Genomic DNA, 18,707 nt, shown 5'->3' with positions numbered 1-18,707 from the left:
GACAAACGGCGAAGCGACGAAACTACGCCTGCTCGTCGGTCTTGTCGGCGGGCTTGGCCTCGGCCTCGGCGGCCGGAGCGGCCTCCTCGTCGGCGACCGGAGCGGCCTCGACCTCAGCCTCGGCGGCCTCGGGGGCCTCCGTGACCTCGGCTTCGGCAACCTCGGCCTCGGCGACCTCGGAGGTCTCCGCGTCAGCCTCGGCGGCCGGAGCGGCCTCGGCGACGCTCTCGGTGCTGCCGGTCAGCAGCTCCTGCTCCCACTCGGCCAGCGGCTCGGCGCCACCGGCGACGGCCGGCTTGTCGTCGCCGCGGTTGGCACCGGCGCGGGCCATGAGACCGGCTGCGACGGCGTCGGCGACGACGCGGGTCAGCAGGCCGACGGCGCGGATCGCGTCGTCGTTACCCGGGATCGGGTAGTCGACCTCGTCCGGGTCACAGTTGGTGTCGAGGATCGCGACGACCGGGATGTGAAGCTTGCGGGCCTCACTGATCCCGATGTGCTCCTTCTTGGTGTCGACGATCCACACCGCGCTGGGGATCCGGGACATGTCGCGGATACCGCCGAGGGTGCGCTCCAGCTTCTCCTTCTCGCGGCGGCGCATGAGGAGCTCCTTCTTCGTGAGCCCCGAGGCGGCCACGTTGTCGAAGTCGACTTCCTCGAGCTCCTTCAGACGCTGGAGCCTCTTGTGCACGGTGGAGAAGTTGGTGAGCATGCCACCCAGCCAGCGCTGGTTGACATACGGCATGCCGACACGCGCGGCCTGCTCGGCGATGGCCTCCTGGGCCTGCTTCTTCGTGCCGATGAACATGATCGTGCCGCCGTGCGCGACGGTCTCCTTGACGAAGTCGTAGGCCCGGTCAATGAAGGCCAGCGACTTCTGCAGGTCGATGATGTAGATGCCGTTGCGCTCCGTGAAGATGAAACGCTTCATCTTCGGGTTCCAGCGACGAGTCTGGTGACCGAAGTGAACGCCGCTTTCCAGCAGCTGTCGCATGGTGACGACGGGGGTGGACATGTGATTGTCCTCCAGGTCGGGGCGCCCATCGCTGGGCGCAGTTCTCGGTTTTGACGCGACAGCCTGCGGCTGTCGCCCTGATACCCCGAACCGGATCCAGCCGGGCTCTCACCCGGACCGAGGGACCGCGGTTCTTTACGGGGCATGCGAAGTCGGCCCATGAATACAGGCCATCGAAAAGTCTACCCGTTAACGGGCCTTACCTTGACCTCAGCGGCCCCAGCGCGTCAGACTTCCCTATCCCTCGCGCGGCAGCCCATGCGGCCGGCGTACGACGCGGGGGAAAAGACTCACCTGCGCCTCGGAGATCCGCACCCCGGTGGACGCCTGGGACCTGTCCCTGGCGGAGACCAGGTAGGGGGCGAGCAGCTCGTCGATCTGCTCGCCCAGCCGCTTCAGCTCCTCGGCGTCGACCAGCAGGACCGTGCGGTGGAAGATCGAGGCATCGCGCCATTCCTGGGACTCCCTGTCGTGGTTGTCCAGCGCCCGGGTCATCTCATCCCCCGCCTGGTCGCGCACGATCTTGATCAGCAGTTCCTTGGCGCTGCGCACCTCCGGGAGGTCGTCCGCCTCGGGGGTGACGGTCAGACCCGAACCGCCGTGGCGCCACAGACGCTCCCTGCCGTCACCGCGCGCGGGCGCATCCTCGACGAAGCCGTATTTGGCGAGCATTCGCAGGTGATAGCTGGCCGCGCTCGGTGTGACCCCGACGACCTCGGCGACCTCGGTCGCCGTGCCGGGGCCCTCCTGGAGCCGGGTCAGGATCGCGAGCCGCGCGGGGTGCGCCAGCGCGCGCATCGCCGTGGGATCGGTGAGCGGCCTCCGTGCCTGGGTCATGAGGGAACCGTACCCATTCCAGGTCTGAAGTATTGCCTTCACAACTCTGAAGGGTTACCTTCATAAATATGAAGCGTTCCCTTCAGACCTCCCGGAAGGCGCCGTGATCCCCGTGTTCCAGCAGGTCCCCCTCAAGAAACAGCGCGACTACCGGCTACTGCTCTCCGCCCGCGCCGTCTCCGAGACCGGCGCCGAGGTCTCCCGGCTGGCCATACCGCTGACCGCCGCCATCCTGCTCGGCGCCTCCCCCGTCCAGATGGGCATCCTCACCGCCGTGACCTCACTGCCCTACCTGCTGATCGGGCTCCAGGCGGGTGCCATCGCCGACCGGCTGGGACGGCACCGGCCGGTCATGATCGCCTGTGAGGTGATCTCGGCCGCGGCCATGGCCACGATCCCCGCGGCCTGGATCGCCGGACTGCTGACCGTGCCGTGGCTCATCGCGATGGCGTTTGTCGTCGGCACCTGCTCCGTGATCTTCCGGGCGGTCAACTTCCCGCACCTGGTCACGGTGGTCCACGAGAGCCAGCGGACCGAGGCGCTCGCGGGCTTCCAGTCGGCCTACGCCCTCGCCAGCGTCGGCGGTCCCGGACTCGCCGGGCTGCTCGTCCAGTTGGTCACGGCACCGTTCGCGATCCTGGCCGATGCGGTGTCGTTCCTGGTCTCGGCGTTCCTGATCCGGAGGATCGCGGCGCCGGAGAACCACACCCCCGCTCCCCCGCGCGGAATGTGGATCGAGGTCCGCGAGGGTCTGCACGCGGTGGTCCGGCACCCGACGCTCCGCGCACTCTGCGGCTGCGGAATCACGATCAACTTCTTCGGCAGCGTGTACATGGCGTTGTTCGTGCTCTACGCCCTCGATGTGATCGGCCTGCCCGCGGGACTGGTCGGCGGGATCACCGCCTTCTTCGGCGTCGGCGGCCTGGTCGGGGCGGCCGTCACCCCGCGCCTGGTCAGAAGGTTCGGCGAGAACCGGATGCTGGCCTACTCCGTGCTGCTGTTCCCGATCGACTTCGTGGTCGCGGCGCTCGCCTCCGGCCCGGTATGGGGCAAATTCCTGCTCATGTCCGCCAGCGCGCTGATCAGCGGCATGGCCGTCGTGTTCTTCGCCGTCTGCATGGGCGCCGTCACCCTTCGCGAGACCCCCGCCGAACTGATGGGCCGGGTCAACGCCACGTTGACCTTCACGATCCAGGGCGTTCTCACCTTCGGCGGCCTCACGGGCGGCCTGCTCGGCAGCCTGCTGGGGCTGCGCCCGGTGCTGTGGATCGGCGCGGTCGGAGTCCTGCTCACGATCCCGTGGATCTGGCTCTCCCCGCTCCGCCACTTCTCCCCGCGAGAAGCACGATGACTCCGGCGGCCGGCCTCACCACGGCCTCAGCACCGAGGTCCCACCACCGGGGCTTCACCACCAGGCGGGCGGATGCTCTCCCTGTCCGGGCGGCGGGCTCGACCAGTACGGCGAGGCACCGTCTATCGTGCCGGGCGGCCGGAGGTAGGCGAGCCTGCCGAAGGCGCTGTCCATCTCCTCCATCAGGTCGGAGACGTCCGGATCCGGCGTGCCCGCCCCGTCGACCCGGCCGAAACCGTCCAGCCACTGCGCGGTCCTGGCCAGGGAGAGCCGCACCCGCCACGAACCGCCCTCGACCGGCCGGCGGAGCAGCGCGGCCATCGCTCCGAAGGCCGCCAGGTAACCGGTGGCATGGTCGAGGACCTGGGCGGGCAGAGGACGCGGCCGCGATCCACCGCCACCCTCGTGCGCGATGCCACACGCCATCTGAACCAGGCTGTCGAACCCGCGCCTGCCCGCCCAGGGCCCGCGCGAGCCGTACGCCGAGATGTCCACGCACACGATTCCGGGTCTGAGCGCGGCCAGCTCCCGGGGGCCGAAGCCCAGTGCTTCGAGGGCGCCCGGCCGATACGACTGCACGAACACGTCCGCCCCGGCGACCAGGTCGCGCAGCGCGGCGGCTCCGGCGGGAGTCCTCAGATCGAGCCGGCAGGACCGCTTTCCGAAAGCGGTGCTGATCACCAGCCCCGGGACCTCGGGCAGGTGCTCGGCTCCCACCCTGAGCACCTGGGCTCCATGGGCGGCCAGGAAACGTGTCGCCACCGGTCCCGCGAGCACCCTGGTCAGGTCCAGCACCCGCACCCCGCCCAGCGGCCGCATCCGCATCGGGCCCTCGTCACCGGGCCGGACGGGGCCGGTGTCATCGATCCGGGTCAGATCGATGAGCGGCGACTCGGCGACCACGCGGGCCTGCGGGTGTCCTCGCCACTCCGCGCGGCTGCGCATCGCCGCCGCGCATCCCTCGGCGGCCGTCACGGACTCCTCGATCTCGACGGCGGTACGGCCCGCGCAGGCCTGGGCGACGGCATCCCTGTCCGCCCCCGCGGGCAGCCCCAGCGCCGCGAGAACCGCGTCACGGTGGTGATCGAAGTTGCAGTGCAGCCGGATCCAGCCGTTCGCGGTCCGGTAGTCACCGGAGAGCGCGGCCCACAGTTCCCCGGTGGCACCGTCGATTCTGAAGTAGCGCTCGTCACGGAAGGCGACCGCGGCCTCCCGCATGTCCACCACGACCTCCCGCGCCTCGTCCACCGCGGCCTTCCGTGTCTTCCCCAGGAGAGCCGCGGCCGCGGCGGTGGCGGCTCCAACGGCGACGGCGGCAGCGGTGCCCACCCGGAAGACGGAAGGCAGCACCGGGTCGTCCCCGGTGCACCTGACCGATGGCAGCTCGACCCTCACCTCGGCGGCCAGCTCATGGATGCGGCCCTCGACCATGTTCTCCTCGGTCACGCCACCCTCCTCGGTCAGGTCGGTCAGGTCGGTCAGGTCGGTCAGGTCGGTCAGGTCGGTCTGGTTGGTCCACAGCCCCATGTCGCCTGTCCACAGAATCCCGCTCGGTCCGCTCGCGTCCCCGTGAGGTCTCCATCCTCGGGTGCGTGAATTCTCTCTACGCCTCCGGGGTCCGAGCTCTGTTGTCCGCGCTGCTGTTCGCCGTACCGGGAACGGCGGGGCCGCACGCCATGACCGGCGAAATGAGCCACGGGAGGGCGCCCGAGCCCTCCGCCCGCTGGGAGTGGCCACTCGCCGGGCGACCCCAGGTGATCCGAGGCTTCGCACCGCCGCCGCAGCCGTGGCTGAGCGGGCATCGGGGCGTCGATCTCGTCGCGACGCCCGGCGCTGAGGTCCGGGCGGCAGGACCAGGGATCATCGGCTACGCCGGACCACTCGCCGAGCGGGGCGTGGTCACCGTGCTCCACGCAGGCGGCCTGCGGACGACCTACCTTCCCGTCCAGCCGTCGGTACGGCGTGGGCAGACGGTGAGCGGGGGCGAGGTGATCGGCGTCGTGCAGGACGTTCGCGGGCACTGCCCGGCCGTTTGCCTGCACTGGGGTCTGCTCCGCGAGCACCTGTACCTCGACCCGCTGCTCCTGCTGGGCCACGGCCAGGTCAGGCTGCTCCCCGCCCGGCCATGACCCCCAAACGCCGGGGCCACCGGACACGACGGTGGCCCTGATACTAAGGATGCTCGGGGCGTAGGCGCCAGCCTCGGGAGCCGCGCTCCACGTATCCGGCGGCGGCCAGGCCACCGAGGCAGGAGAGCACCGTCTCCAGGTCGACGCCCGCGTCCACCGCTATCGTCGCCGGGCCTACCCCGATCCGGGCGGGCATGGCCTCGAGGACCCGTCGTGTCTCCGGGTCCAGCTGGTCCCGGGGAAGCACCGGGCCACGCGGCTCGGCAGCCAGATCGGCGCCCATCGCGCCGACAAGCTCGATCATCTCTTCCGGAGCGGTGACGCAGGTGGCCGTTCCCTGACGGATCAACCGGTGGCATCCGGCCGAGTTCTCCGAGGTCACCGGCCCCGGCACGGCGGCCAGGTGACGGTTCAACGCGATCGCGTGCTTCGCGGTGTTGAGCGCCCCGCTGCGCACGGCCGCCTCGATGACCACGGTGCCCCGCGACAGCGCGGCGATGACCCGGTTGCGGACCAGGAACCGCAGCCGGGTCGGGTGGGCGCCCATCGGGCACTCGCTCACCAGCACGCCCTGCGAGCGCACGGCCGCGAACAGCTGATGATGCGCGCTGGGGTAGGCGACGTCGGTGCCGCAGGCGAGCACGGCGACAGTCGCCGTCTCACCTGCCAGGGCACCGCGATGGGCCGCCCCGTCGACGCCGTACGCACCACCGGAAACGACGCACCAATTGCGCTCACCCAGCCCGGCTCCGAACTCCGCCGCGATATGCGTGCCATAGGGCGTGGCGGCCCGCGAACCGACGACCGCGACGGACCGAAGGCAGGAGAACCGCAGGTCGGCCTCACCGTGGAGCCAGAGGGCGTGAGGCCGGGAGTCTCCCAGGTCGTCCAGTTGGGTCGGCCACTCGGGATCGCCGGGGATCACCAATCTGGCGCCTCCCCACTCGCCCTCGGCCAGGTCTCGGGCGGCGTCGGCCGTCTCCAGCCGAGCCGACCAGGAGGCGAGCATCCGAGCGAGTCTGGCGGCGGGCTGCCCATCCTGCGATCCGGCCGGGCTCCTGCGATGGGAGCTCACGAACCACCGGGTGAACTCGGGATCCAAGGCCCTCTCACGGATCTGTCCGACGGCGGCCTCCGGGCCGTAGGAGGCGACGAGCCTGCCCATCACGGTGTCTCCCGGCTCGGCCAGCCGCAGCAGCGTGACCCGTGCGAGCCTGTCGCTCACCACTCTTCCCCCAGCCACAGTCCGAGTGCGGAGTTGGTCTCGTGGAGCTCGGGCTCCTTCTTGCCCCCGAGATCGGCCAGGGTCCAGGCCAACTTGAGCACCCGGTCGAGCCCGCGGGCGCTCAACCGGCCGCTGTCCAGTTGCTGGAGGAGGGGGAACATCGCCTTCGGCGGCGGCCGGTATTCGGTGTGGAGCGCACGGGTGGGCACCTCCGCGTTGCACCGCCACGGCGTGTTCGCCAATCGCTTGGCGGCGCGCTCGCGCGCGACCAGCACCCGCTCGGCCACCACCCGGCTCGGCTCGATGAACCGGCGGTCGGCGAGGAGCTCACGCCTGGTCGACCGATGGAGGCTGACCTTGACGTCCACGCGGTCCAGCAACGGGCCGGAGATCCTGCCCAGGTAGCGGCGCCGGACCGTGGGGGTGCACCTACACGGGTCACTGGCGACGGACGGCTGCCCGCACGGGCACTTGTTCGCGGCCAGGACCAGCATGAACCTGGCGGGGAACGTGACCGAGCCCAGCGCCCTGGAGACCGTCACCCTGCCCGACTCCAGAGGCTGCCTGAGCGAGTCGAGCACGGCCATCGGATACTCGGGAGCCTCATCCATGAACAGGACTCCCCGATGAGCGAGCGAGACCGCACCGGGGCGGATCATTCCGCCGCCACCACCGATGATGGCCGCGACGGTCGCGGTGTGGTGGGGCGCCATGAAGGGCGGACGGATCAGCAGCGGGCGGTCCTGGGGCAGCACTCCGGCGACCGAGTGGATCGCGGTCACCTCAAGTGCCTGATCCAGTTGCAGAGGCGGGAGCAGGGTGGGCAATCGCTCGGCGAGCATCGTCTTGCCGGTGCCGGGAGGGCCCAGCATCCAGAGGTTGTGCCCGCCGGCGGCGCAGACCTCCAGCGCGTGGCGGGCGAGGGGCTGGCCCGCCACGTCTCCCAGGTCGGGGAGTATCGCGCCGGGGCCCGCGGAGGCTCCGTGACCGGCCGAGAACCCGGGATCGGCAAAAGAGCCGGGCCCGCCCGAGGACCGGGAGAATCCGGGCACGCCCGAGGAAACCGGTCGCGCGCCATCCCCTGCGCCGCCGGGGCCGGGTCCTTCGGCGGGCAGGCCGTCGAACGGATCGTCGCTCCGAAGCCAGCTCACCAATTGCCCCAGGGTGGCGGCCGGGATCACGGTCACATCCGGCACGAGACCGGCCTCGGCGGCGTTGCGTGCGGGGACGACGACGGTGCAGGCACCGGCGGCGACGGCCGCCAGCACGGCGGGGAGCACGCCTCGCACCGGTCTCACGGATCCGTCGAGACCGAGCTCACCCAGGAAGAACGGCTCTGCGACCTTGGCGATGGGCACGACTCCGGCCGCCGCCAGCAGTGCCACTGCGATCGCGACATCGAACATGCTTCCTCGCTTGGGCAGGCTGGCGGGAAACAGGCTGACGGTGATCCGCGCGTCGGGCCATGTGTGGCGGCTGTTGACCACGGCCGAGCGGACTCGATCTCGTGCCTCGCTCAGCGCGGTGTCCAGCATGCCGGTGAGATGGAGACCGGCCAGGCCGTTGCCCACGTCGGCCTCGACCTCAACGAGATGGCCTGTCACGCCGATCAGCGCGACACAGTGTGTGCGTGCGACGGCCACTCACGCCACCCCCTGGATGTGGCGGACGATCCAGGACAGTCCGGGGGACATCTTCGGAGGCATCTAGCTCATCCCCCGCTCATGGCGGATGACAAGATCTCCGGCGAACCGCTCCAGCGCGATGACATCGATGCGGACCGCGTCGAACCCCTCGGCCTGCTCACCCAGCCATCTGCCCGCGAGCCTGCGCAGGCGGGCGACCTTCGCCTCGGTTACCGCCTCGAAGGCGGTGCCGTGGGTGCGGCCGGACCTGGTCTTCACCTCTACCACGACGAGCGTCCGCCCCTCGCGGGCGACGACGTCGATCTCTCCGTCCGGGCACCGCCAGTTGCGATCCAGGATCTGCATGTCGTGTGCCAGCAGATAGTCGACGGCGACCTGCTCACCGTGCTTACCGAGCTCATCCTTCGTGGCCATGGAACCACCTCCGGTTCCAGACCTTCGCTCAGCTCACCACGGCCCCGAGGAACCGAATTCGGCTCTGTGGACACACAGCCACCAGAGGCCACACCTGTGGACAACTCTCGACCGGCCGTGAGCCGCACTCATCGAAAAATGCTCGCGGAGCCCCGAGCGCCTACGGAGCAACGCCCGTCGAACAGCCCTCCAGGCGCGGCAGGAGGCACTCGTCAAGCGCCCCGGCGCACACGGAGCAGAACCTACGGGGCCGCACTCGTCGGGCGACGCCCCTCGATCGGTCTGTGAGGGCTCCTGGAGGACGTCTCAGCCGGAGAAGCCCTCCTTGGGCATCTGCAGGTCCGGCTTGGCGAGCTCCTCGACGTTCACGTCCTTGAAGGTGACCACGCGCACGTTTTTCACGAACCTCGCGGGCCGGTACATGTCCCAGACCCAGGCGTCCTGCATCTTCACGTCGAAGAACACGTCGCCGTTCTCAGCTGTGCGGACGTCCAGATCGACGGAGTTGGTGAGATAGAAACGCCGCTCGGTCTCCACCACATAGGTGAACAAGCCGACGACGTCACGGTACTCACGGTAAAGCTGCAGCTCCATCTCGGTTTCGTACTTCTCGAGATCCTCTGCGCTCATACCGGTCCTCCTGTTAAACGCCCTCCCCGGCCCGCCCGATCAGGCGACACCGGCCCCCACTTCATTCTCACCCATCACCCCGCCCGCCCCTGACCGCGCCACCGTCGAGAAGGAGAAACGGTGATCCGGACAAGGGCCGTAAGTCTCAAGGGCCCTGCGATGATCTACGGTGCCATACCCCTTGTGTACGGCGAAGCCGTATCGGGGATGGCATTCGTCCAGCGCGATCATCATCCTGTCTCGTGTTACCTTGGCCACGATCGAGGCCGCGGCGACGCAGGCCGCGACCTGGTCACCCTTCCATATGCCGAGTGACGGGACGGGCAGCCCTGGGACGGGAAACCCGTCGGTGAGCACATAACCAAACTCACAGGATAGCCGTGCCACGGCCCGGCGCATTCCATCGATGTTGGATTTATGGAGGCCCCTCGTGTCGATCTCGCCCGGCGGGATCACCACCAGGCCTATCGCCTCCGCCGTCGCCGTGATCCGCTCGTACAGCGCCTCGCGCCGGGAGGCCGTCAGCAGCTTGGAATCGTTCAGGCCGTCGATCGGACGGCCCAGCACCACCGCGGCGACCACCAGCGGCCCGGCGCAGGCCCCCCTGCCGGCCTCGTCGACTCCCGCCACGGGACCCAGCCCGCGGCGCGTGAGAGCCCGCTCATAGCCGTACAGTCCCGAATCCCTCCGGACCACACTGGGTCTGGGGCGAAACGCAACCGTCATGGCACCACGGCAGACAGAGCAACCATTCCCAGAGAGTACGCCCCATCCGGTGTAATCGGTACTGCTATCTCACCTTGGTGAACGACTTGGTGAACGTCTCGGGCGTCGAAAGGATGGTCGCCCTGGAGAACGGCCAGTAGATCGCGAAGGCGCGACCGACCACGTCGTCCTCGGAGATCGTCCCGTCCCCCTCGTGCACCTCGTGGTCCCGGGAGTCGGCGGAGGCCGAACGGTGATCGCCCATCACCCACAGGCGCCCCTGGGGCACGACCTTCTCGAACGGATCACCCGAGGGAAAGTCCATGGAGTACAGGTAGTCGCCCTCGTCGATCGGCACCCCGTTGACCGTGATCCGCTTCTGGGCGTCGCAGCACTTCACGGTGTCACCGCCGATCGCGATGACCCGCTTGATGGTGTCTTCGTTGCCCCAGCCCTTGAAGACGACGATGTCTCCGCGTTCGGAAGCGCCGTGCAGCTTGTTGACGATCACTCGGTCGTGCTCGACGAGGGTGTTCTCCATGGACTCCGAAGGGATCCAGAACGACTGGAAGACGAAGGCCTGGAGCAGCAACGCCACCACCACACCGCACACGAGCAGGAAGAGCGACTCGCGCAGACCACCCTTTCCGGATGACTTTTTCCTCTTGCCCTTCTCGGGCTCGTTTTCCTTCTTGGCCTCGGGGTCAACGGTCATGGGGTACGGCTACCGCCTTGAAAGCCAGCGACGACGCCACAGCAGCAACGGCACGGCCCCCGCGAAACCGGCGAGGAGCGGGGCGGCTCCCGCCGCCGCGGAGGCGGCCTTGAGGGCCGGCTGGCTGAAGGTGTCTGGAATGGGAAGAATAGTGGCCCTGGAGAAAGGCCATACGATCACGAAGGCCCGGCCGATCACCTTGTCCACCGGGATCGTCCCCCCACCGGGGTCACCCTGGTGGGAGCGGGAGTCGAGGGAGACCGACCGGTGGTCGCCCATCACCCACAGGCGATCCGCCGGCACCTTGATCTCGAACTCCGATGTGGATGGCTTGTCGCCGGGGTAGAGATAGCTCTTCTCGTCGAGGGGGACGCCGTTGACCGTGACCCGGCCCTGCGCGTCACAGCACTTCACCGTGTCGCCGGCGACGCCGATGACCCGCTTGATGTAGTCCTTCTCGCCGGGCACCACGCCGAAGGCCGTGCCGACCCAGCGGAAGAAACCGGCCACCGGGTTGGACGGCTCCTCGAACTGCACCTCACCGTCCCAGGATTCGACTCCGGAGAAAACCACCACGTCACCGCGCTCGATGTCACGGATCCGGTAGACGGGCTTGTTGACCAGGACCCGGTCGTTGACGAGGAGGGTGTTCTCCATCGACTCCGACGGGATGTAGAACGCCTGGATCACGAAGGTCTTGATTATGAGCGCGAGGACCAGTGCGACGACGACCAGGACGGGCAGCTCTTTCCAGAAAGAGCCCTTTTTCTTGTCCTTGTCACCCTTGGCGCTCTTCTGCGTTTCTTCGGCGACCACGTCCACCTCGTCCTCGACAGGTCGACGCGAAGCTGCGCCGTACTCCCGGTCTTCGCTAGTCATCGCTGACGAGCCTAGATGATGCCCGAGGTCAACCGGTCGCGTGGTGGGGTACGTACAGCTATGCGTCTTGCCATAGGAGGCCAAACCTCCTTACATGCGTCTGGCCCGCTCCCCAGAGAGTAGAGGGTGCGGGCCAGGCGAAGGCTACCGGGCGCTCTAGCGCGCGTCGCGCTTCTCGCGGATGCGGGCGGCCTTGCCGCGCAGGTCGCGCATGTAGTAGAGCTTGGCGCGACGGACGTCGCCGCGGCTCACGAGGGTGATCTTCTCGATGACCGGGCTGTGCACCGGGAAGGTCCGCTCGACACCGACGCTGTAGCTGACCTTGCGGACGGTGAAGGTCTCGCGGGAGCCACCGCCCTGGCGGCGCAGGACAAAACCCTTAAAGATCTGGACACGGGAGCGGCTGCCCTCGATGACGCGGACGTGAACTTCGAGCGTGTCACCAGGACGGAAGTCCGGGACATCGGTGCGGAGCGCGGTTTTCTCGAGCTCGCTGATCAGCGTGTGCATGGCAGTGCTACCTCATTTACGCGCGCACGCGGAGGTCCACCCGACCGCGATGAGGCGGCATCATGATGGACACACGTGCTGAAGTGGATGGTCTCCTGGAAGCCGGAGTCGCTCTACCCGGCAGTGCGCGCCGACCCGTGAACGACCGACGACAACGCTTCAGTCTGCCATATCTTCGCGGCAGACTGAAAATCAACCCGTCTGAACGCCTCTGCGGCCCTCGCCGAAAGGCGGAAGGGCCCGCCGGTGAGGCACTCGGCCCCGGCCACGCCGTGACGATCAAACGGGCAGGTCAGGGCCGGGTGGGGAGTCCGAGCTCCGACAGGAGCCGCCGATCGTGCTTGTCCAGGCTCTCCGGATCGAGCAAGGCCAGCAGCTCGGGACGGTTCGCGGCGGTACGGCGGAGCGCCTCGTCCCGCCGCCACCGGGCGACCTTGCCGTGGTGCCCGGAGAGCAGGATCTCCGGGACCTCGTGCCCCCGCCACTCCGGCGGCTTGGTGTAGACGGGACCCTCGAGGAGGTTCTCCATCGCTCCCGGCGCGAACGAGTCGTCCACGGCCGAGCGGACATTGCCTAGCACCCCGGGCAGCAGTCGTCCGACCGCCTCGAGCATCACCAGCACCGCCACCTCGCCACCGGCGAGCACGTAGTCGCCGATGCCGACCTCGTCCACCCGCATTCGCGAGCCGTACTCGGCCATGACCCTGGAGTCGATGCCCTCGTAGCGGGCGGGGGTGAACAGCAGCCAGGGCTCCGAGGCGTACTCCATCGCGAGCTTCTGGGTGAAGGGCACCCCGCTGGGGGTCGGCACGACGATCCTGGGCTGGGCGGCCGGATCGGCGGCGAGGACGGCGTCGATGGCCTCGCCCCACGGGTCCGGCTTCATGACCATGCCCGGGCCGCCGCCGTAGGGGGTGTCGTCAACGGTGCGGTGCACGTCGTGGGCGTGGTCGCGGAGCTGGTGGAGGTGGATGTCGAGGATGCCGCGCTCGCGGGCCTTGCCGATGAGGGAGACGTCGAGCGGGGCGAAGTATTCCGGGAAGATCGAGATGACGTCGACACGCATGTCAGGCGATCGCATCCGGGTCGAGCAGTCCGGTCGGCCCGTCCACGACGAGGATGCCCTTGTCGAGGTCGATGACGGGAACCAGAGCCTTCACGAAGGGCACGTAGACGTCGGCCTTGCCGCGCCGTACGACCAGCAGGTCCTGGCCGTGGTGGAGCACGTCGGACACCTCGCCGACCCGCTCGCCGTCGGGTGTGACCACGGCGAGGCCGATGAGCTGGTGGTCGTAGAACTCGTCGGGATCCTCGGGCGGCGGGATGTCGGCCGAGTCGATGACGAGCATGGTGCCGCGGAGCTCCTCGGCGTGGTCGCGGTCGTTCACGCCCGCGAACCTGATCAGCAGGGTTCCGGAGTGCCAGCGTACGGACTCGATGAGCAGCGGACCGGTGGACGCCGGTTCGGTGGCGATGGCCGCTCCGGCGACGAACCGCTTGTCGGGCTCATCGGTGCGCACCTCCACGGACACGTCGCCCCGGAGTCCGTGCGGGCGGCCTATCCGTCCTACGACAAGCTGCACGCCCGCCTCCTCAAATATTTGCGTGTCATGAAAAGAAGATGGAAAGCAGACGGGTCACCCACGCTCGGTGGGTGACCCGTTCGCTTGGTGGATCTCGTGTCGGCTAGCGGGCCTCGTTCAGATCGAGTAGATCGACCCGAACGTACTTGCCGTCGCCCAGAGCGTTCACGACAGTGCGAAGCGCCTTGGCCGTACGGCCGCCACGGCCGATGACCTTGCCGAGGTCCTCGGGGTGGACCCGGACCTCAAGCACACGCCCGCTGCGAATGCGGCGGCCGTGAACCTGGACCTCGTCGGGATGTTCGACGATGCCCTTCACCAGGTGCTCGAGGGCCTCCTCGAGCACCTCAGGCCTCGCCTTCCGGCTTCTCCTCCACGGCCGGCTTCTCCTCGGAGACCGCGACGGGCTCGGCGGCCGCGACGGGCTCAGCCGGTGCCTCGGCGACGGGCTCGTCAGCCTTCACAGCGGCCTTACGAGTCGACTTCTTCGGCGTGGTGGCGGCGGCCTCAAGGGACAGCGCCTCCTTGGCCGCGGACTCGTAGACGGCGTGACGGTCGGGCTTGGCCTCGGCGACCAGGAGCGGAGCCGGAGCGGGCTCGCCCTTGAACTTCTGCCAGTCACCGGTGAGCTTGAGGAGCTTCAGCACCGGATCGGTCGGCTGTGCGCCGACACCCAGCCAGTAAGCCGCCCGCTCGGAGTTGACCTCGATGCGCGAGGGGTTCTCCTTCGGGTGGTACAGGCCGATCTCCTCGATCGCCCGGCCGTCACGCTTGGTGCGGCTGTCGGCGATGACGATGCGGTACTGCGGGTTGCGGATCATGCCGAGCCGCTTGAGCTTGATCTTGACTGCCACTGGTGTGGTCTCTCCTGCATTAGAGCGTGGGTGAACGGCATCTCGTCGAGTGGGGCACGAAGAGAGGACCGATCGAGGGACAGGCATGGCACGCGGGGGTGAGAGGGCACCCACGTGTCACGATGTTCCAACATGCCATTGTGCCAGACGCGCGGCAGTGCCTGGCCAATCCCCAGACATCTCATGCGGCTGGCAGAGGGCAAATCTCGGTAATTCGCGTGTGTCCGGCGTGCTGGGCGGCTCGATCTGCTGCGCTAAATGACCGCCGTGGCAACCACCCTGAGATCTCTGCTGCTGACCGCGACCGGATCCGTCGCCGTACTGGGTGCGGTGCTCGCCATCAGGGCGACCCCGGCCGGTTTCGCCGACATGACCCCCGGCGGCACCCCCGGCACCACCCACACCGACGTCGACGACGCCCCGGCCTCGACCGCACCCGCGGCCCCGTCCGCGACCCCGTCCATGATCCGGCTCTCGCCTCCGGCCCCTTCCCCTGCCCCGGGTGACAGAAGACCTCGGAACGAGTGGGGGTCTCGGGGCGGGTGGGAGCCTCGGGACCGATGAAGGGCGTGTGACGACGAAGGCGGGGACCGTGGTTTCCCACGGTCCCCGCCCTCCGCCTTCTCACGGATCAGCCGGGTCATCCGTCCGAGCCGTCAGAGGAGCCGAACGGTCCACCCGGCTCACCGTGGCATCCGAAATGCCTGCCCAAGCCGTCCGAGCCGACCCACCGAGAGCCGTTCGAACCCGTTCGAGGCTCACTGCACTACTTGGGCTCTACTCCAAGCAACTCCAGGGCCGTCACGACGATGAAGCCCAGCACGATGACCACCCAGATCCACCGTGCCCGCCGGTGAAACCCTCCGTCGCTCATTTCTGGCCGGGGAGCTTGAACTTCGAGGGGTCGAAGCCCGGCGGCAACTCCAGGCCCGGCGGGAGCTGCCTGCCGCCCAGGTTTCCGAGGACCCCGCCCGCGCTCGGGACGGCCGGGGTGTCGGCCGAGTCGGACCCGCCCTTGGCCAGCCCCGCCTTGCGCGGGTCGCCACTGACCCGGCGCCCCTTGGCCGCCTTCTTCTGTGCGGCCTTGCCCGCCTTGCGGCTCCCCGGCATACCGGGGATGCCCATTCCGCCCGCCATCCGCTTCATCATCTTCTGGGCGTCGAAGAAACGGGTGACCAGGCCGCTCACCTCGGTCACGGTCACGCCGGAACCCTTGGCGATGCGAGCCCTGCGAGAGCCGTCGATCATCTTCGGGTTCTGACGCTCGCCGGGGGTCATCGAGCGGATGATGGCGGCGACGCGGTCCAGGTCGCGGTCGTCGACCTGGTTGAGCTGCTCTCGCATCTGCCCCATGCCGGGCATCATGCCGAGCAGGTTCTTGATGGGCCCCATCTTCTGGACCATCATCATCTGCTCGAGGAAGTCCTCCAGGGTGAAGCCCTCGCCCGAGGTGAGCTTGCCCGCCATCTTGGCGGCCTCGGTCTCGTCGAAGGTCTTCTGGGCCTGCTCGATCAGGGTGAGGATGTCACCCATGTCGAGGATGCGGGAGGCCATCCGGTCCGGGTGGAAGGCGTCGAAGTCTTCGAGCTTCTCACCGGTGGACGCGAAGATGATCGGTTTGCCGGTGATGTGGCGGACCGACAGGGCGGCGCCGCCCCTGGCGTCGCCGTCGAGCTTGGTGAGCACGACGCCGTCGAAACCGACGCCCTCCATGAAGGCCTGGGCCGTGGAGACGGCGTCCTGACCGATCATGGCGTCGACGACGAACAGGACCTCGTCGGGCGAGACCGCGTCGCGGATGTCGGCGGCCTGCCTCATCAGCTCCTGGTCGATGCCCAGACGGCCGGCGGTGTCGATGATGACGATGTCGTGCTGCTGCCGCTTGGCGTGGTCGATCGACTGGCGGGCCACGGCGACCGGGTCGCCGACGCCGTTGCCGGGCTCGGGCGCGTAGACCGCGACGCCCGCGCGCTCGGCCATGACCGCGAGCTGCTGAACCGCGTTGGGGCGCTGAAGGTCGGCGGCGACCAGCAGCGGGGTGTGGCTCTGCTCACGCAGCCAGCGAGCGAGCTTGCCCGCCAGCGTGGTCTTGCCGGCGCCCTGAAGGCCCGCGAGCATGATGACGGTCGGCGGGTTCTTCGCATAGCGAAGCCGCCGGGTCTCGCCGCCGAGGATCTCGACAAGCTCGTCATTGACGATCTTGACGACCTGCTGCGCCGGGTTCAGGGCCTGGGAGACCTCGACGCCCCGGGCGCGCTCCTTGACCTGGGCGACGAACGTCTTGACCACGGGCAACGCGACGTCGGCCTCGAGTAGCGCGATGCGGATCTCGCGGCAGGTCGCGTCGATGTCGGCCTCGGACAGCCGACCCTTGGAACGGAGGGAGGAGAAGACCGATGTCAGCCGGTCGGAAAGTGTCTCGAACACGTGATTTGGCCAGCCTCTGCGCTACAGGTCTGCGACTCGACCTCCCAGCCTATCTCGTTGGGAGGTGCGACTGACGCCTCGGCGCCTAGCGGCCCCAGCCGGGAACGGCCATCCGCATGGTGAGGGCGTGCTCCACCAGCGTGATGAGCGTGGCCTTCACCGCGTCGCGCGAGCGCGCGTCGGTCCGGGCGATGGGGATGTGCGGCGCCAGGGTCAGCGCCTCACGCACCTCGTCCTCACCGTGCAGGTAGGACCCGTCCCATCCGTTGACCGCGACCAGGAAGGGGAGCTTGGCCTCCTCGAAGTAGTCGATCGCCGGGAAGCTGTCGGCCAGCCGCCGGGTGTCGACCAGCACGATGGCCCCGATGGCGCCGCGGACCAGGTCGTCCCACATGAACCAGAACCGGTGCTGACCCGGCGTACCGAACAGGTACAGGATCAGGTCCCGGTCCAGCGAGACGCGGCCGAAGTCCATCGCGACCGTGGTGGTGGTCTTGTTGGGGGTGAGACCGAGATCGTCGATGCCGGCGCTGGCATCGGTCATCACCGCCTCGGTGGTCAGCGGTACGATCTCCGACACCGCCCCCACGAACGTGGTCTTACCCACGCCGAATCCACCGGCGACGACAATTTTCGTCGATGTCAGGCCGCCGCCGCGGCTAGAGCCTGCGAAGTCCACTGAGCACCCTTTCCAGCAGGTTGAGATCCGGCTTGCCCGCGTCCAGCTGCGGCTGATGCAGCTGAACCAGACCCTCGGCCGCCATGTCCGCGACCAGGATCCGGGTCACGCCGAGCGGGATGCGGAGCATCGCGGAGATCTCAGCGACCGAACGCACTTGCCGGCACAAGGCGCTGATCGCCTGGTACTCCGGAGTGCGGGTGGATAGATCTTGGTGTACAGACGTCGCCGAGGAGACCAGGGCCTCCAGGGCGAGCTGGGTCCGGGGGGCGGTCCGCCCCCCGGTTACGGCATACGGCCGGACGAGGGAGCTCTGCTCCCCCTGTGGCGGCTGCATGAGATGCGACGGAGCACCCTGTTGACGATAGGGGTCCTCCGTCTGCGGGTAGGGAGGAGCACCCTGCTGCTGCCGGTAGGGGTCCTCCGTCTGCGGGTAGGGAGGAGCACCCTGCTGCTGCCGGTAGGGGTCCTCCGTCTGCTGATAGGGATTCCCCTGCTGACGATAGGGCTCGTCCGCCGGCTGGTAGGGGTTTCCCTGCTGCTGACGGTAAGGATCGTCCGCCGGCTGGTAGGGACCCCCCTGCTGCTGACGGTAAGGGTCGTCCGTCGCCTGATAAGGCGACCCGCTCAACGGGTCACCCTCACCGGTCCAACCGCGACCTGCCACGGCAGCCTCCTAGCGTCATCGCCATCACCGAGGGTGAGAAGACTGAAGCTCGGCACGGACGGCCGGTGTCAGGACCTGACCGGCTCGCTCGACGAGCAACGTCATCTGGTAAGCCACCAACCCCATGTCGCAGTCGGCGGCGGCCAGTACGGCGAGGCAGGAACCATCACTGATCGACATGATGAGGAGCAGCCCTCGCTGCATCTCCACCACGGTCTGCGTGACGGCTCCACCCTCGAAAACCCTCGAGGCGCCCTGGGTCAGACTGATCAGACCGGCGGCCACAGCGGCCAGCTGGTCCGCCCGGTCCCTGGGGAACCCGTCGGAATACGCCAACGGCAGACCGTCCGCCGACACCACAACCGTGTGCGCCACGCCTGGGACGTTGCTCACAAAATCGGTGATCAGCCAATTGACCCCCCGGGCGGCCTGGCTCATTTC

General features: G+C 68.6%; 22 protein-coding genes. 3 read left to right on the top strand and 19 right to left on the bottom strand.

Annotated features, from left to right (window positions below):
• Positions 1–22: 22 nt before the first annotated feature.
• Positions 23–1,015 carry a 30S ribosomal protein S2 gene (gene rpsB / locus CHC08_RS15965; RefSeq protein ID WP_089208058.1) on the bottom strand — a complete coding sequence of 331 codons (993 nt, stop codon included), beginning with the start codon at positions 1,013–1,015 and terminating at the stop codon, positions 23–25.
• 237 nt (positions 1,016–1,252) lie between these two features.
• Positions 1,253–1,852, bottom strand: coding sequence for an ArsR/SmtB family transcription factor (locus CHC08_RS15960; RefSeq protein ID WP_245878347.1), 600 nt, complete (start codon positions 1,850–1,852; stop codon positions 1,253–1,255).
• A gap of 103 nt (positions 1,853–1,955) precedes the next feature.
• On the opposite strand from CHC08_RS15960, the gene CHC08_RS15955 reads away from it, so the two are divergent.
• Positions 1,956–3,203 (top strand): MFS transporter, encoded by a 1,248-nt coding sequence (locus CHC08_RS15955; RefSeq protein ID WP_245878346.1) that lies wholly within the window; start codon positions 1,956–1,958, stop codon positions 3,201–3,203.
• 54 nt (positions 3,204–3,257) lie between these two features.
• On the opposite strand, the gene CHC08_RS15950 is transcribed toward CHC08_RS15955, so the two are convergent.
• Complete coding sequence (locus tag CHC08_RS15950) at positions 3,258–4,730, bottom strand: CoA transferase (protein ID WP_245878345.1); 1,473 nt, start codon at positions 4,728–4,730, stop codon at positions 3,258–3,260.
• A gap of 65 nt (positions 4,731–4,795) precedes the next feature.
• On the opposite strand from CHC08_RS15950, the gene CHC08_RS50700 reads away from it, so the two are divergent.
• Positions 4,796–5,332 carry a murein hydrolase activator EnvC family protein gene (locus CHC08_RS50700; RefSeq protein ID WP_245878344.1) on the top strand — a complete coding sequence of 179 codons (537 nt, stop codon included), beginning with the start codon at positions 4,796–4,798 and terminating at the stop codon, positions 5,330–5,332.
• 43 nt (positions 5,333–5,375) lie between these two features.
• Here the strand turns inward: CHC08_RS50700 and dprA are convergent, their stop codons facing one another.
• The 12 genes from dprA to rpsP all read right to left on the bottom strand — a co-directional run bounded on the left by dprA (position 5,376) and on the right by rpsP (position 14,493).
• Complete coding sequence (dprA, locus tag CHC08_RS15940; RefSeq protein WP_089208056.1) at positions 5,376–6,557, bottom strand: DNA-processing protein DprA; 1,182 nt, start codon at positions 6,555–6,557, stop codon at positions 5,376–5,378.
• Positions 6,554–8,200: a YifB family Mg chelatase-like AAA ATPase gene (locus CHC08_RS15935; protein ID WP_089208055.1), complete on the bottom strand. Its 1,647-nt coding sequence runs from the start codon at positions 8,198–8,200 to the stop codon at positions 6,554–6,556. The genes dprA and CHC08_RS15935 overlap by 4 nt, the downstream gene beginning before the upstream one ends.
• Before the next feature lie 63 nt (positions 8,201–8,263).
• Positions 8,264–8,617 (bottom strand): YraN family protein, encoded by a 354-nt coding sequence (locus CHC08_RS15930; RefSeq protein ID WP_089208054.1) that lies wholly within the window; start codon positions 8,615–8,617, stop codon positions 8,264–8,266.
• 306 nt (positions 8,618–8,923) lie between these two features.
• Positions 8,924–9,247 (bottom strand): DUF2469 domain-containing protein, encoded by a 324-nt coding sequence (locus CHC08_RS15925; RefSeq protein WP_089208053.1) that lies wholly within the window; start codon positions 9,245–9,247, stop codon positions 8,924–8,926.
• Positions 9,248–9,286: 39 nt separating this feature from the next.
• On the bottom strand, positions 9,287–9,973 hold the full coding sequence (locus CHC08_RS15920; protein WP_089208052.1) for a ribonuclease HII: 687 nt from the start codon (positions 9,971–9,973) through the stop codon (positions 9,287–9,289).
• Positions 9,974–10,037: 64 nt separating this feature from the next.
• Complete coding sequence (gene lepB / locus CHC08_RS15915) at positions 10,038–10,667, bottom strand: signal peptidase I (protein ID WP_089208051.1); 630 nt, start codon at positions 10,665–10,667, stop codon at positions 10,038–10,040.
• Positions 10,668–10,676: 9 nt separating this feature from the next.
• Positions 10,677–11,546, bottom strand: a complete 870-nt coding sequence (gene lepB / locus CHC08_RS15910; protein ID WP_089208050.1) for a signal peptidase I — start codon at positions 11,544–11,546, stop codon at positions 10,677–10,679.
• A gap of 156 nt (positions 11,547–11,702) precedes the next feature.
• Positions 11,703–12,056 (bottom strand): 50S ribosomal protein L19, encoded by a 354-nt coding sequence (gene rplS / locus CHC08_RS15905; RefSeq protein WP_089208049.1) that lies wholly within the window; start codon positions 12,054–12,056, stop codon positions 11,703–11,705.
• Positions 12,057–12,348: 292 nt separating this feature from the next.
• Positions 12,349–13,122: a tRNA (guanosine(37)-N1)-methyltransferase TrmD gene (gene trmD / locus CHC08_RS15900; RefSeq protein ID WP_089208048.1), complete on the bottom strand. Its 774-nt coding sequence runs from the start codon at positions 13,120–13,122 to the stop codon at positions 12,349–12,351.
• 1 nt (position 13,123) lies between these two features.
• Entirely contained in the window at positions 13,124–13,639 is a 516-nt protein-coding gene (gene rimM, locus CHC08_RS15895) for a ribosome maturation factor RimM (RefSeq protein WP_089208047.1), read from the bottom strand.
• Between the two features lie 103 nt (positions 13,640–13,742).
• Positions 13,743–13,985 (bottom strand): RNA-binding protein, encoded by a 243-nt coding sequence (locus CHC08_RS15890; protein WP_089208046.1) that lies wholly within the window; start codon positions 13,983–13,985, stop codon positions 13,743–13,745.
• 1 nt (position 13,986) lies between these two features.
• A complete protein-coding gene (rpsP, locus tag CHC08_RS15885; protein WP_089208045.1) occupies positions 13,987–14,493 on the bottom strand; it encodes a 30S ribosomal protein S16 in 507 nt (168 codons plus the stop codon).
• A 258-nt stretch (positions 14,494–14,751) separates the two neighbouring features.
• On the opposite strand from rpsP, the gene CHC08_RS49590 reads away from it, so the two are divergent.
• The gene (locus CHC08_RS49590) at positions 14,752–15,057 is read left to right on the top strand and encodes a hypothetical protein (RefSeq protein ID WP_179282065.1); all 306 of its coding nucleotides are present in this window, start codon (positions 14,752–14,754) and stop codon (positions 15,055–15,057) included.
• Between the two features lie 306 nt (positions 15,058–15,363).
• Here the strand turns inward: CHC08_RS49590 and ffh are convergent, their stop codons facing one another.
• From ffh to CHC08_RS15860, 4 genes are all read right to left on the bottom strand, one after another.
• Positions 15,364–16,920 carry a signal recognition particle protein gene (gene ffh, locus CHC08_RS15875; protein ID WP_089208044.1) on the bottom strand — a complete coding sequence of 519 codons (1,557 nt, stop codon included), beginning with the start codon at positions 16,918–16,920 and terminating at the stop codon, positions 15,364–15,366.
• Positions 16,921–17,005: 85 nt separating this feature from the next.
• Positions 17,006–17,566, bottom strand: coding sequence for a GTP-binding protein (locus CHC08_RS15870; protein ID WP_089208133.1), 561 nt, complete (start codon positions 17,564–17,566; stop codon positions 17,006–17,008).
• A 13-nt stretch (positions 17,567–17,579) separates the two neighbouring features.
• Positions 17,580–17,936 carry a DUF742 domain-containing protein gene (locus tag CHC08_RS15865; protein ID WP_089208134.1) on the bottom strand — a complete coding sequence of 119 codons (357 nt, stop codon included), beginning with the start codon at positions 17,934–17,936 and terminating at the stop codon, positions 17,580–17,582.
• Between the two features lie 354 nt (positions 17,937–18,290).
• Positions 18,291–18,704, bottom strand: coding sequence for a roadblock/LC7 domain-containing protein (locus tag CHC08_RS15860; protein ID WP_204359038.1), 414 nt, complete (start codon positions 18,702–18,704; stop codon positions 18,291–18,293).
• Positions 18,705–18,707: the final 3 nt, after the last annotated feature.

Origin of the sequence: Streptosporangium subroseum, from assembly GCF_900188345.1 — a bacterium.
Classification (GTDB): domain Bacteria; phylum Actinomycetota; class Actinomycetes; order Streptosporangiales; family Streptosporangiaceae; genus Streptosporangium; species Streptosporangium subroseum.
Note: the sequence above shows the minus strand (reverse complement) of the source record. Positions and strands in the feature narration are given on the sequence as shown.